The 14,207-nt window shown below is 65.9% G+C and carries 10 protein-coding genes; 7 read left to right on the forward strand and 3 right to left on the reverse strand.

Going from position 1 to position 14,207, the window contains the following annotated elements:
* Nucleotides 1-177 precede the first annotated feature (177 nt).
* Entirely contained in the window at nt 178-4,017 is a 3,840-nt protein-coding gene (locus ACV1FX_RS08245; protein WP_473117216.1) for a YhdP family protein, read from the reverse strand.
* Between the two features lie 195 nt (nt 4,018-4,212).
* Between ACV1FX_RS08245 and ACV1FX_RS08250 the strand changes: the two genes are divergently transcribed.
* Together ACV1FX_RS08250 and ACV1FX_RS08255 are read left to right on the forward strand one after the other, a co-directional pair.
* On the forward strand, nt 4,213-4,896 hold the full coding sequence (locus ACV1FX_RS08250) for a peroxiredoxin (RefSeq protein ID WP_473117217.1): 684 nt from the start codon (nt 4,213-4,215) through the stop codon (nt 4,894-4,896).
* 111 nt (nt 4,897-5,007) lie between these two features.
* Nucleotides 5,008-6,363, forward strand: coding sequence for a M23 family metallopeptidase (locus ACV1FX_RS08255; RefSeq protein ID WP_473117047.1), 1,356 nt, complete (start codon nt 5,008-5,010; stop codon nt 6,361-6,363).
* A 55-nt stretch (nt 6,364-6,418) separates the two neighbouring features.
* On the opposite strand, the gene ACV1FX_RS08260 is transcribed toward ACV1FX_RS08255, so the two are convergent.
* Both ACV1FX_RS08260 and ACV1FX_RS08265 read right to left on the reverse strand, forming a co-directional pair.
* Nucleotides 6,419-7,612: a DUF5666 domain-containing protein gene (locus ACV1FX_RS08260; protein WP_473117048.1), complete on the reverse strand. Its 1,194-nt coding sequence runs from the start codon at nt 7,610-7,612 to the stop codon at nt 6,419-6,421.
* On the reverse strand, nt 7,609-8,493 hold the full coding sequence (locus tag ACV1FX_RS08265; protein ID WP_473117049.1) for a DUF6502 family protein: 885 nt from the start codon (nt 8,491-8,493) through the stop codon (nt 7,609-7,611). The genes ACV1FX_RS08260 and ACV1FX_RS08265 overlap by 4 nt, the downstream gene beginning before the upstream one ends.
* Before the next feature lie 129 nt (nt 8,494-8,622).
* Here ACV1FX_RS08265 and ACV1FX_RS08270 point away from each other — a divergent pair, with 129 nt between their 5' ends.
* Genes ACV1FX_RS08270 through ACV1FX_RS08290 form a run of 5 tightly spaced genes read left to right on the forward strand, consistent with a single transcriptional unit; the run spans nt 8,623 to nt 14,169 of the window.
* Entirely contained in the window at nt 8,623-8,781 is a 159-nt protein-coding gene (locus tag ACV1FX_RS08270) for a hypothetical protein (protein ID WP_473117050.1), read from the forward strand.
* Nucleotides 8,782-8,800: 19 nt separating this feature from the next.
* Nucleotides 8,801-10,726: a glycosyltransferase gene (locus ACV1FX_RS08275; RefSeq protein ID WP_473117051.1), complete on the forward strand. Its 1,926-nt coding sequence runs from the start codon at nt 8,801-8,803 to the stop codon at nt 10,724-10,726.
* A 4-nt stretch (nt 10,727-10,730) separates the two neighbouring features.
* Nucleotides 10,731-11,471 (forward strand): ABC transporter ATP-binding protein, encoded by a 741-nt coding sequence (locus ACV1FX_RS08280; protein WP_473117052.1) that lies wholly within the window; start codon nt 10,731-10,733, stop codon nt 11,469-11,471.
* Nucleotides 11,468-12,850 carry a glycosyltransferase family 4 protein gene (locus ACV1FX_RS08285; protein WP_473117053.1) on the forward strand — a complete coding sequence of 461 codons (1,383 nt, stop codon included), beginning with the start codon at nt 11,468-11,470 and terminating at the stop codon, nt 12,848-12,850. The genes ACV1FX_RS08280 and ACV1FX_RS08285 overlap by 4 nt, the downstream gene beginning before the upstream one ends.
* Before the next feature lie 8 nt (nt 12,851-12,858).
* On the forward strand, nt 12,859-14,169 hold the full coding sequence (locus tag ACV1FX_RS08290; protein WP_473117054.1) for an O-antigen ligase family protein: 1,311 nt from the start codon (nt 12,859-12,861) through the stop codon (nt 14,167-14,169).
* Nucleotides 14,170-14,207: the final 38 nt, after the last annotated feature.

A 14,207-nucleotide genomic window follows, 5' to 3' on the forward strand; every position in this document is an offset into this window, starting at 1 on the left:
CCAAGCACGTTCCAGATGACGGCGAGTGCAGCGGCGAGCAGCATCGCCATGATGATGCGGTGAATAAAGCGGTTCATTGCGGGCTTACCCGCGCCGGCTCTGACGCCGGCAGCCTCAAGACCAATCTTCTCCCGATCTGAACGAACGCGGGCAGGCTTAGCGCCACGTTACGACGCGCTATCGCCGGGCCAGATTGCAGCCGCTCGAGAGCGGCCGCTGCGATCCCGCGTCCCCCGACTGCGTAGGCAGTTCGTCGATGGGCGAGTTCTGCTTTCCTGTGTTGAATTCAAAGATCTTGCGGAACAGGCCCGGCGCCATCGCCGAGATCGGATTGACACGCATCACGGGCGCAGCCGGCGTGCCGACGACTTCATAGGTCACGCCGATCAGTCCCTCCTTGTCGCCGCCACCGAGGAAGATGCCAAACAACGGTATCTGGCCAAAGATGTTGTTCACCCCGTATACCGGCACGAAGGTGCCACTCATGCACACCTGGTTGCCGGGATAGTCGATCGACCCCTCAATGGTGGCTCCGATCATCGGCCCCTTGACGACGCCGTCTCGGATCGTGAGCGCACCGTTCTGCCGCGTGAATTCCGCGCGCAACGCGGTGAAAGACACGCCGCTCTGCGTGCCGTTGGGGCCGCCTGCGGCAACGCGATCGAGCTGCTCCATGCCCTTGACCGTGAAGTCGCGCACGTTGATGAGACCTTCGCGCGCCGTCGGCTCCGACGTCGGCGGCTCCATCGCCACCACCATCTGGCCGCCGAACACCTTGTTGGTTGTGTCGGAGAAGCGCAGGAAAGCGCCGGCGTCGTTGGTCTGGAGGTAGATCACCTCGCGGCCGCCCTGCGCGCGCCCACCGCGCAAATCCGCCGTCACCGGCGTGTCCTTGCCGACCTTGCCGTTCAGCGTGAAGGCTTTGACGGCGCCGCTCCGCCGCGACATCTTGGCGTCGACGCTGCGCATCGCCTCGCCGTTGAAGCCGGCAACGGCGCCGAGCTTGACGTCGATGTCGAAGTCGACGTTCTTCAGCTTGCTCTTGTTGTCGTCCTTGCCGGAATTGCCTGATATCGCCGATTTCAGGAAGCCGCGGCCGTCGAACACGTCGCCGCGCATCGTGCCTCTCACCACGCCGTCGGCACCGCGCTCGACCTTCAGCGAGGCCTTGTCGCCGTCGGAGGGGGAATAGGTCGGGAAGTTCGCATTCATGAGGTCGCCATTCTGGTCGACCTCGAGCGATCCCTTGATCGACACGCCGCCGCCTTCCACGACGATGTCCTCGAGCCGCGTCGATTGCGCGGTCGGCACCACCTTGAAGCTAGCCTTGCCCGATTTGCCCGGCAGCTTCACCCAGCCCGGCAGGATGTTGTCGAGCTTGAGCGAGGTCAGGTCGGCTTCGATGCCGAGGCGCGTGGTCTGCTCGGGCCCGCTGGCGATCTTGCCGGAGACCTTGACCGGCAGCGAGCCGCTGACGGCGGGACCCAGATCGAAACCGAGACGGGCGCGGCTCGCATCGTCGAGCGTGGCCTGCAATTTGACGTCGGCATCGCCCTCGGCCGGCTTGCGGTAATCGACCGAGGCCGCCTGGCCGTTGATCTTGACGTCGCCCTTGACCTGGTAGCCCTGGTTGCTGGCGACGATCTTGAGATTGTTCGCCTCGAGCTTCTGGTTCATCACCAGCTTGTCGGCGGCAAATCCGTTGAGGTCGGCGGTGACAGCGTAGGTGGTATCGCCCTTGGTCAGCCCGCCCTTGACCGGCGCGCCAAGCGTGATGTTCGCCGAGAACGTGCCCTTGCTGGTGTTGGGATCGACGAAGGTCGCGGACAGATCGCTCAAGCGATCATTGGCAAGAATTTCGGCAGCCGCGGGCACTGGTCCGTCGACGCGGAATCTGCTGCGCGACGGCGATGGCTTTATCGCCATGTCCGGCACCTCGAAGGTGAAGTCCGAAAAGGTGATCTTGCGTCCCGCCGGCGTATCGGCAACGCCCTGCCCGATCGTCACCGTCGCGGTGCGTCCGGTGATGTGCGCTTTGAGGTCGGCGTCGTGCACCGAGGGCATCCCGTCAACCGGGTGAACCGCAACGCCGCTCGCCACGATGTTGACCGACAGACCGTCATCGGGGATCGGCGGGCCCTTGCGCGGGAGATTGCGCGTCGGCGAGTTGACGCCGATCTCGATGCGCTGGAGCGTGCCGCGCTCGATGCGCTCGATCACCCATTCGCGCAGCTCCGGAACAATGAGCGTCGGCCACATCCGCTTGAGCGCGGTCGCCGACATCGGCGTACCCGCAAAGCCGAGCATCAGCCGCGGCTCGCCGGAATAGTCGATCGCGCCGGTGCCGGCGACGCCGATCTCGCCATTGCTGATGTCGGCCTGCGCCAGCACGACGCGCTTGTGATCGGTATCGAAACGAAAGCCGATGGCGATGCGGTTGAAGACCAGCGGCGGGTCGTTGTCGATGCCACCAAGCAGGATCGATCCGCCGCTAAAACCGAGCTGCCAGTCGTTGGTGGTGCCATTGGGCGGCTCGAGATGTGCGAGCAGCGTGATCCGGTTGGCGCCGGAGATGATCTTGAACGGTGCCACCAGCACGCGGCGTCCGGCGTCCCATTCGAGATTGAGCTCGGCCGAGTCGATCGCCATCGGATAATCCGGCGTATCGGTGTCGATGATGTTGCCCGCGCCGATGACGACCTTGCCGCGGAAGAAGGTCGGCAGGCCGTCGCGACCGAGCTCGCCCTTGAGCTCGCCGGTCAGCGGCAGGTCGGCATTGTAGGTCAGGTCCTTGAGCCGCAACGCCAGCAGGATGTTGGACGTCGAGACCTTGTCGGCCCGGATATCGACCGAGCGCACGCCGTTCTCGGGAGGACCGATCGTTGCGCGGAGCGACCATGGCCGCGCGCCCTCTTCGCCGAAGCTCAGCGCAACACCGCCGCCGTGCGGCCGACGCAGGCTTAGGCTGATGTTCTCGAAGCTCCACTTGCTGCCGCGCTGCTGGTCATCGACAATCAGATTGCCGTTCTTCAGGCCGATCTCGTTGAGGTTCTGGCCGTCAAGTCCGGTCATGCTCAGGCTGTCGAGCCAGTCGAGGCCGGCAAGCAGTCCGCTCTGCGTACTGCCGCTGGCCGAAGAAGCGGCGGCGGCATCCGGACCGGACGGGGTCGCGGGAGCGGTCGTCGCAGCAGGCGGCGCCGATCCCGGACGCGGGAACGTCGGCGGCAGGCCCGCCTCCTTTTTCGACGCGACGCCGGTGGCGAGCGGTTTTGCGGTATCGCCGGCCGACACCGTGACGGTCCCGTCAGGCGCGATTCGGATCGCGAGCTCGGCATCGACGAGATTGAGGCTCTCGGCGCGCAGCCGACCCATCAGCAGCGCCATGCCCGACAGCCGCACTTCAGCCTTCGGCGCGCTGGCGACGATGGCGTGATCGCGATCGCGGACAATGATGTCGCGAATTCGCACGGCGATGCGGATCCGCCCCGCGCGCTCGATTTGGGTGCCGCCAACCTCGACGGTGTTGCCGTGGCCGATATTGTCCTCGATCGCAGCGGCGAGCCACGGCGTCGCCATGTCGAGATTGATGGGTCCCGCGCCGAGCCGCCACCACAACGTGGCGAAGCAACAGACGAAGATGATGAAAAGGGTGCCAGTGACGAGAGCGAGCCGCTTTACCCAGCGATCGGCCGCAAGCCAGCGCCCGAACATGCCGAAGCCATCACCCAGGCGATGGACGGAATTCGAACGCGACAACAGCCGACGCGCCCGGTGGCCCGCCGCCGCCTCCTGGTCCGGATCCCAATCGACATCATCCCATCCCGGAGAGTCCTGCACTCCGGCACGTCGATCGAGGTCCCGGTTGTGGAGGTCCCCGTTGCGATCATGGTTGTGATCTTGGGACGACGAATTCCTTGCCATTGCCTCTCGATACAGGCGCCCATCCCTGGATTGAGCGCCGCCGGGGCCGCAGCCGTCCGCGGGGACCAAACGTCCCTGCGCCGGCATTGCCGCCATTCCCTTGATGTTCCTGCTGTTCGTCATGTCGCCCCGAGCGCGCGTTCAACGAGCAGTGGGGTGGTGCCTGGAATTCCTTGTAACCATCCTCCGGCGTCGTCAGAGTTGCCCAGCCGAGGGCACGATTCCGGCACGCCGGACGAGATCTGCAATACCGCTTTGGTTGACCCGCCGAAAGCGTCGAAAGGAAGGCGTATGTCCAAGAAAACGCGAAAGAAATCGTCCAAGACGGCCTCCGGTAGCCCAACCCCTGGGAGAAAACGGACTCAAACGCGGACTCAGACGACAACGAAACCGGCGACGACGCGGCGGGCAGCAACACTCAAATCAACAAAGGCTTCAATCGTGGCAACATCGCACAAGGCCACGTCGAAACAGTTAAAATCTTCCGAATCGGCAGCCGCCGCTGCCAAGGGCGCCCTGTCCGAAGGCCGGAAGGCCCCCGCCTTCAGCCTGCCGCGCGACGGCGGCGGCTTGGCGAAGCTGGCCGACTATTCCGGCAAGAAGCTGGTCCTGTTCTTCTACCCACGCGCCGACACGCCGGGCTGCACCCGGGAGGCGATCGATTTCACCCGACTCAAGGATGCCTTCGCCGCGGCAGGTACCAGCCTGCTCGGCATTTCGGCCGATCCCCTGAAGGCCCAGGAGAAGTTCCGCGACAAGCACGGCCTTGCCGTCCCCCTGATCTCGGATGAGCAGCACGAGATGCTGGAAGCGTACGGCGCCTGGGGCGAAAAATCGATGTATGGCAGGACCTTCCTCGGGATTCTTCGCACCACGGTGCTGATCGGCGCCGACGGCAAGGTGGCGAAGATCTGGCGCAACGTTCGGGTCGACGGCCACGCCGAGGACGTGCTGGCAGCGGCTACATCTCTTTAACCAGCCTCGCGAATTCGGGCGTTCCCGTTTCCGGAAAATTAACCATGAGCGGCCCAGATTGCTGCGGCAATTGAGCCGTACGGAACCTCTCCGACCGGCGCGGGAGTGCCGATGTCGAAAAGTTCTGCCCAACACTCGCACTACTCCCAGCATCACCCTCACGATCATGGGCGGCCCTTCAACCGCCGTCCTGTCAGCGCGGCCACCGCACTTCCCCTGCCCGCCGCCGACGACGCCTATACCATCGTGCACCACGGCAAGCAGGTCCGCCTCGGGCCGGTGGTGTTCTGGATCGTGGTCGGGACCGTCGTGCTGCTCGGCCTGTGGTCGGCGGCAACCGCCACCTATTTTGCGTTCCGCGACGACGTGCTGACACGGCTGATCGCCCGCCAGGCCGAGATGCAATATGCCTATGAGGACCGCATCGCCGAGCTCAGGGCCAAGGTCGACCGCACCACGAGCCGGCAGCTCCTCGACCAGGAGCAGTTCGACCAGAAGCTCGACCAGATCATGAAGCGCCAGACCGCGCTCGAGTCCCGCGCAACCGCGCTCGGCGCCATGCCCGACGTGACCGGATCGATCCCGCGCGCGACGCCGCAACGCGGCGACACCACAACTCCTCAGGGCACGCCAAAACCCTCGCCGATCAGTGACACCGTGATTTTCGTGGCGCCACCGGATCGCGAGGCGCGGCTTGAGTCGCGCACGCCCGTGATGGCCAGCCCGCAACCGAGCCAGTTCGCCAAGGTTCAGGGTTTTGACAACGTCCTGGTGCGTTTGCAGACCTCGCTTGATCAGGTCGAGCGACGCCAGATCGCCGCACTCAGTGCCGTCGAAGACAACATGGAATCGCGCGCGCGCAGGATGCGCGGCGTTGTCAGCGATCTCGGCCTGAACCTCGCCGATCTCGAAGCCGCCGTGCCACGGACCGCGATGGGCGGGCCTTTTGTGCCCATCAAATTGACCGCGAATGCCGGTCCGTTCGAGAAGCAGCTCAATCGCATCAACATCACGCGTGCCGAGGTGGATCGGCTCAATCGCACGCTGGCGCTGGTCCCCTACCGCAAACCCGTCATCGGCGAGGTCGAGTTCACCTCCGGCTTCGGCGTGCGCAGCGATCCGTTCCTCGGCCGGCCGGCGATGCACACCGGCCTCGATTTCCGCGCCGCGACCGGCGATCCCGTCCGCGTCACCGCCAATGGCAAGGTGGTCTCAGCCGGATGGTCGGGTGGCTACGGCCGCATGGTCGAGGTCGATCACGGCAACGGGCTCTCGACCCGCTACGGCCATCTCTCCGAGATCAACGTGAAGGTCGGCGAGATCGTGAAGATCGGCCAGGTCGTCGGATTGGTCGGATCGACCGGCCGCTCCACTGGCCCGCATCTGCACTACGAAACCCGTATCGACGGCGAAGCGGTCGACCCGCAGAAATTCCTGCGAGCCGGCGTACGCCTCAGCGCGGGCTAGGTACGCAAACACATTGGCCCCGCAGCGACGAGTACATGCTCGTCGCTTTTTTTGTTTAACGCCTGCCGCCACCCATTCCGCCTCCGGGACCACCGAAGCCGCCACCGCCGGGCCCCATGGGACCGCCGGGTGAGCCAAGGCCGCCGGGACCGGACGGACCGCTCGGGCCCGCTGTGCCGGAGCCCGGCATCGGACCCGGGCCCGCGCCAGGCGCTGGTGCCCCGCCAGGCGCGCCCGGCTGACCGCTCGGCGACCCCGGCGTGCCACTTCCCGGATGCAGGATCGAGCCGCCCGGAGAATGGCCGCCAGGGCCCGACGGGCCGCCCGGCCCCTGCAGCGATGAGCCCGGGAACTGCGTGACGGCCTGCACCGATTCGACCTGCAAGCCGCGGGCGCGATCGAACACGCCGTTGAGCACCACCCGCGCCTCCCCGGCACTCGGCGCAAAGCGCGAGCCGTCATGGGCGATGAGGCCGGAGCCGAGCTGGAGGCTGGCGCCCGCGCGCTGCACATAGGCTTCGATCGACAATCTCGTCGCGCCGGCAAGATCCGAAAAGTTGTCAACTCTCGCATGCGCGACCTGAAGCATGCCCTGGCTCGCGCTGCCCTCGACCTGGACGCGCTGGCCGATCAGCGCGACGTCGGCACCGTTCAGCCGCAGGCCGCCGATATGCAGCCCGTCGGGACCGCGCTCGACCAGACCGGAAACCCGCGCAGTGGCGCTGCGACGCTGCTCGACGAGGCTTGCGACGATCGTGCCGTCGGTGCGCCGCAACCCGAACACGGCCACGCGGGTGCCGACGCGGCGCCAGCTCTCCTGGCCGCTCGACTCTACCTTCTGGCCGAGCACAGTGATCTCGTTGCCCTTCACCGCCTCGATCGGGCCGGCAACCTCGCTGGCGATGTTGATGCTGCGCGTTGCGAGCGTGCCATCCGCCTGCCGGACGGCGACCACGCGCGCGAGCTGTCCGATACGCAAGCTCTTCGTCGTCGCCACCTCGCCGTCGATCCGCACCGGGACGTCGCTCGCATAAGCGACGCGCTCGCCATTGACATAGATGCTGCCGAAACGCTGGATCACGCCGACGATGCCGGTACCGCCGATGCCTTGATCGTCGCCGCGGCTGATTCCGGTGCCGCCGATGCCCTGGTCGGTGCCGCGCCTGGTCTGCGCCCAGGCGCTGGCCGTTCCCGCGAGCCAGACCCCCGCGAGCAGCAGGCGGCGGGATATGCGCGGCGGCGTAGTCATGAGCGACCGCCCTCGCCGCCGCTGCGGTCGCTCTCCTCCTCGACGTCCTCGCAATAAATGTAGATGCCGAAGTTCCAGCGGGCGTCGCCGCCCTTGTCCTTGGCGAGCGCGCGATTCGCCTCGCGGTTGGCGGTCTTGAGCGCCTCCATCGCAAGCTCGCGTGAGCGCGCCTCAAGCCGTTTTGCAAGCTTTGGCGACAGGCCGTTGTAATGCACCGCGCGTTCAAGGAATCGCGGCGCAGGACCGGAGACGTTTTCGGCCGCCGCAGCGATATGGTCGTGCAGGTTACGGCCGAGATAGTGCCATTTGCTGTCGTCCTCACCGCGCGGCACGAAGGCGGCCTCGACCAGTTCGATCTCGTCATCGCCATTAATGGTGACGAGCCCGCGATCGAGCCATTCGTCGAGCACCGCGCGGGGACGAACGTCCTTGGTGACGGAGGCAACGAGCAGCTCGAATGAAGGAGCCTCGTCTTCGGCCGTACGCGGCAGCGGAAGCGGCTCACCCTTCGCATCGGTGAATTCGGGCCCGGCCAGCCAGCGCGCGATCACGGCGCTGGTCAGCGACACTGCTGCCGGTGCCTCATGTACCGGCGCGCCGGCGCCGCGCAGCCGCGCCACCTCCTTGCGATGGATGCCCGTGAGCAGGCTGACGCGGCTGTCGGTCTGTTCCTTGCCTTCAAGCGCGAAATCGTGCTCGGCGACGTTGACGAAGAGTTCGCGGAGCAATTGCGCCAGCGCCGGGAAGGTCATGCCGCTGCGGATGCACAGGCGCACCAATGGGCGCAGCAGCCGCGCCAGGGGCGCGTGCAGCTTTGCCGCGGCGTTCGGCTGTGGCGCAGCCGGCTTATCCGCCGCCTTGGACCCGGGCTTGGCATTCATGTCTGAATTGTAACGGCGCCCCGCGTGGGACACAATCCCACTTTTTTGCTTCGCTCCGTTGACGTGGTAAATTTTCCCACATATACGAAACGCAACTGAGGGCACGACTCGAAAGGGAAAGTTGACCCAATGCCTGACCGCCTGGTCTGCAATTCCAGCAAGATTTCCGCAGATCGCGACCGTCTCGGCCTCGGCGCCGTCGAGCCGATGCTGCCCGCGCTGCTGCGCGGCGTGATCTTCATTTCGACGCTCGCGGTGCCCTTCGTCACCGCCCTCCTGGCCGGTTGAGCGGAGCCCGACGAACAACATGACCCCTGTCAGCGAACCCACCCGCCCGTCGGTGCTTCACATCTTCAAGGTCTACTACCCCGACCTGTTCGGCGGCACCCTCACGGTGATCCGCGACATCTGCGCGAGCCTGAAAAACGCCTTCACCTCCGCCGCGCTGGTCTGCTCGAAATCCGCCGAGGAACGCCGCGACATCGTCGTCAATGACGTCTCTGTGGAACGCGTGCAGTCGTTCGGCGACGTGCTATCGCTGCCGGCCGCGCCCACTTTTCCCTGGCGCCTGTGGCGCAAGATCGGACAGCACGACCTGCTGGCGCTGCACGCCCCCTTCCCGCTTGCCGACCTCGTCCTGGCGTTCGGCTTCCGTCGCGAGCGGCCGCTGGTCGTGCACTGGCACGCCGACATCGTCACCCATGCCGGCCTGCGCTGGTTCGTCGAGCCGTTGATGCGCCGGACTCTGCGTCAGGCCGCCGCCATTATCGTCTCCGACCGCGTGCTGGTCGACACCACGCCACTGCTGCGGGAATTCGCCGACAAGTGCCACGTCGTGCCATTCGGCATCGACACCGCGAAGTATGACTGGCCGAGGCTCGAACCCGAGCACGTCAACGACCGCGGACGGCTCGTGCTCGCCTGCGGACGGCTCGTTCCCTACAAGGGATTCGACGTCCTGATCCGCGCAGCCGCCGACCACAATTTCGAGGTCTGGATCATCGGCGAAGGCGCCGAGCGCGCACGGCTCGAGCAACTGATCGACGAGCTCGGCCTCGGCGAACGCGTCCGCCTGCTCGGCTCGGTGCCCGATTGCGAGCGGGTCAAGCTGATGTGCATCGCCGACGTGTTCGTGATGCCCTCCGTGACCAACGCCGAGACCTTCGGGCTCGTCCAGCTCGAGGCGATGGCGGCAGGCCGGCCCGTCGTCAACACCGCGCTGGATACGGCCGTGCCGCATGTCGCGCGCGACGGCATCGAGGCGATCACCGTGCTGCCCGGCGACGCCACGGCGCTCGGCGAAGCCATCGATATGCTGGTCCGCGATCCCGAACGCCGCCGCCGCATGGGCCTTGCCGCGCGGACGCGCGCAGCAACGCGCTACTCCGCGGGCGCCTTCAGGCACGGCATGGAGACGGTTTACACGCAGGTCTTGGCGGAGGCCGCGAGCGCGAGCCGCTCCGCCGCTTCTTCCGCGACGCCGGGCTGGCTGGAGGTGATCCGGATCGCAGGCGCGCTGGCCTGGTCCGACATGCGGCATCGCTACGTGCGCTCGCTGCTCGGCCCGTTCTGGATGTCGCTCCAGATGGCGGTCGTGGTCGCGGTTCTGGGCTCGGTGATCGGCCAGATGTCCAATGCCGGGATGCTGGCGCGGCTGCCCATGCTCGCGCTGTCGATGACGGCCTGGACCTTCCTCAACAGCGTCGTGCTCGATGCCACCACGGCGCTGCAGGGCTCGGCGAGCCTGATCCGCGACCGTGCGCTTCCGCCGGTGATCTTCCTCCTGCAATGCACCTTCCGCCAGACGCTGTTCGCGCTCCACAATGCCTGCGTGCCGCTGATCCTGTGGCTCGTGCTGACTCCGCGCGATCTCTCCCACGCGCTCGCCGCGTTGCCGGGTCTTGTGCTCTTCATCGCCTGCACCTTCGCGCTGAGCCTGGTGCTCGGCGCCATGGCGACGCGGTATCGCGACCTCAAGCCGATCATCGAATCCTCGCTGATGCTCGGCTTCCTCTCCTCGCCCGTGATCTGGTCGTCGGAGATGATCAACCACCGCTCGACCATCATGCGGCTCAATCCGCTCACCCATCTGTTCGCGGTGTGGCGCGAGCCTCTCGTGGGTGGTCATGTCGACACTCTCAGCATCGTCTACGTGCTGGCGTGCCTCGTCGCACTGACGCTCGCAAGCTGGCTGACGCTCGTCCACCTGCGCAAAGCGGCCTTCTGGATCTGAACCAATGGTCTCGATCAGCCTGCGCAACGTCAGTCTCGATTACCCCCTCTACGGCGCCTACGACTATTCGCTCAAGCGCCGCCTGCTCGGCCACCTCATTCGCGAGGAAGGCGAGATGCGGATCATCCGCGCCGTCGACAACATCACGATCGAGGCAGAAGCCGGCGCGCGTATCGGACTTGCCGGACCGAACGGCTCGGGCAAATCGACGCTGCTCCGCCTCATTGCCGGGGTTTATCCGCCCAGCAGCGGCAGCGTCGCGATCAAGGGCAACATCGTGCCCCTGCTCGGCCTCAATGCCGGCGTCAACCTGGACTTCGTGGCGGAGGACAATATCGCGCTCCTGCTGCGGATCTCCGGGCGCAAGCCGACGCGCGCCATCATCGACGAGATCTGGGCCTTTACCGAGCTCGAGCCACGGATGCACCGGCTGCCGCTGCGGATGTTCTCCTCGGGCATGCTGATGCGCGTGCTGTTTGCGACCGCGACCGCATTCCCGGCCGACATCCTGCTGCTCGACGAGTGGCTCAGCGTCGTCGACGAGAATTTCTCGGCCAAGGCGCAAACCCGGCTGCTCAAGCTGGTCTCGCAGGCTGCGATTGTGATCATTGCCTCCCACGACCAGCCGCTGCTGCGCCGCACCTGCTCCACCATCATCAACCTGGACCATGGGCGCGTCGCCTCGACGGCGACCGTCGAGCCGCCCGCGGCCCACCCATTCGAGCTCCGCGAGAAACGCGCATGAAGAAAAAGATCCTGGTCGTCTCCGAGGCGCTCGGCGAGCCCAACCACAAACGCGGCATCTTCCATTTTACCCGCGAGTTGATCCGCTCGCTCGAAGCGGACGGCCACGAGCTGACCTTGCTCGTCGAGACTACGCGCCGCTATCGCAAGCTGCGTGCGCGCGAACGGCGCACCGGGCTGTTTCCGCGGCAATCGCGCAATATCGAGCTGCTCGCGCTCTACCGCTACCTCGACGAAATCAACATGAAGGAGCCGCTGACGCGCAGCAACGGCCTGCGCCGCATGATCGGCTGGATTCGCGACCGGATCGAGCGGTCCACCTCTCGCGAATACGCCGCCTGCTTCCTGCGCGCGATCGGCCTGCGCGCATTGCGCACGCGGATGATCGAGAACAAGACCGTGGCGCTCGAATACATCCCGCCCGATCTGCGCCATCTCGAGCTGTTCCGCGACTTCCAGCTCGAGGCCGGTTTCTACAGCTACCAGGACTCATCCGCGCTGTTCCTCCTGCCGCCACCGCGGATCGACGCCCGCGACTACGACATCATCCTGGTAGACACGCCGACCCGCGTGGCGATCAAGCGCAAGCCCGGCGCCAAGGTGATCTGCGTGGTCCACGATCTCTTGCCGCTCACCGACCTCAAGCTCAGCGACGTCGCAACGCGCCTGTTCCTGTCCCGCCTGCTGACGAGCCTGCGCCAGGCCGATGAGCTCGCCTTCGTTTCCAACTACAGCATGATGCGGTTCAGGGAATTGCTGCCGCAATTTGCCCATCTGCCTGCGAGGGTCGTCTACCCCCGCACGCAGTTCGACGCTCCGGACGTCCTGCAACTGCCAGCCCCGACGGGGCGTCCGGGGCGGCCGAGCTTCGTGGTCATCGTCTCCAACGAGCCGCGCAAGAACGTCGCCACCGTGATCCGCGCCTTCCGCAGCATGCCGCAGGCCGACCTCGTCGTGATCGGCCTTGCCGGGCTTGCCGCGAAGATGCGCAACCTGCCGCCCAACATCCGCTTCGCCGGCTATGTCGACGAGCATGAGAAAGCGACGCTGATCGCCGAGGCACACGGCCTGATCATGCCGAGCTTCGCCGAAGGATTCGGCGTTCCGATCATCGAGGCACTCGCGGCGAACACGCCCGTGCTCTGCTCCGACATCGCCGTCTTCCGGGAGGTAGCGGGCGATCTCGCCGACTATTTCGATCCGTTCTCGGCCGACTCGATCCGCGCTTCCGTCACGCGTGTCATCGCGCGGCAGGAGGAATGCCGCCGCGACATCAGGGACCACCGCCGTGAGCTTGCCGAGCGCTTCGGCTACCAGACCCAGGCCCGTGACTTCCTTGGCCAGTACCAGCCCGCCGAAAGCATGATGGCTGCGCAATAGGCCACGTCATGACCGTTGAAGCCACCGAGGCGAACGGCGTGCGTGCGCCCTCGCGCGGCACGGCAAAGCTGATGCACGGTGCCGACCTGCTCGCGGCGATGATCGCGGCATCGCTGCCGTGGTCGACCTCGCTGCCGTCGATCTTCGTCGGCCTGTGGCTGCTCGTTCTCACGCCGACCATCGATTGGCGGGGCTATGCGCGCTGCCTGAAGCAGCCGGCCTTCGCCTTGCCATTCGCATTTCTCGGTCTTGCGCTGCTCGGCACGCTCTGGTCCGACGCCGCCTGGGCCGACCGGCTGCACGCCATCAAGCCGGTCGCAAAGCTCATCATCGTTCCGCCACTGCTCTATCACGTGCAGCGCTCGCAGCGCGGCGCGTGGGTCTTCATGGCCTTCCTCGCCTCGTGCGCCGTGCTCGCGGTCTTCTCCTGGATCGTGCTGTTTCACCCCGAATGGAAGATCACGGAAACCGCATCCGCCGGTGTCCCCGTCAAGAACTACATCGATCAAAGCCAGGAATTCACCCTGTGCGCCTTTGCGCTCGCGTTGCCGGCGCTGGCGTTCTGGCGTGAACGGCGGCTGGCCGCGGCGTTTGGCTGCCTCGCGCTGATCCTGCTGTTCGTCACCAATATGCTGTTCGTCGCCTCTGCCCGCACCGCGCTCGTCTGCATGGCCGTGCTGCTGGCTTTATTTGCCTGGCGACATCTGGGCCGGCGCGCAGCGATGTTGCTGCTGGCGGCCGCCGTCGCGGCGAGCCTCCTCGCCTGGACGACATCGCCGTATCTGCGTCAGCGGATCACCGATGTCACCGTTGAATATCAGCATGGACATGAGGACATCAGCCACGCCTCCACCGCGCAGCGGCTGACTTATTGGCGCAAGGCGATCGCCTCCTTTGCCGAAGCGCCCCTGCTCGGCCACGGCACCGGCTCGATCAAGCGGCAGTTCGAGCGCGTCGCCGCGGGCCAGACCGGCCTTGAGGCTGAAGTGGTCAACAATCCCCACAATCAGACCCTCAACGCCGCCATGCAGTGGGGATTGCTCGGGGTCGTCCTGCTCTATGCGATGTGGCTCGTCCACCTCTCGCTGTTTACGGGAGACGGCCTTGCGGCCTGGATCGGGCTCGTCGTCGTCGTGCAGAACATGACGAGTTCGCTGCTCAATTCGCATCTGTTCGATTTTCACGCGGGCTGGATCTACGTGCTGGGCGTTGGTGTGGCCGGCGGCATGACGCTAAGGACCGCTTCTCGATTGACGAAAGGCGGCGCGAGACATCGTGCAGAACATCCTGTCTCTTTGACGACAGCGATCGACAGATAGCCCAACGAGTGCTCACATTACACTCGGAGCGCGTGCGG

It is taken from the genome of Bradyrhizobium ingae, from assembly GCF_055791185.1.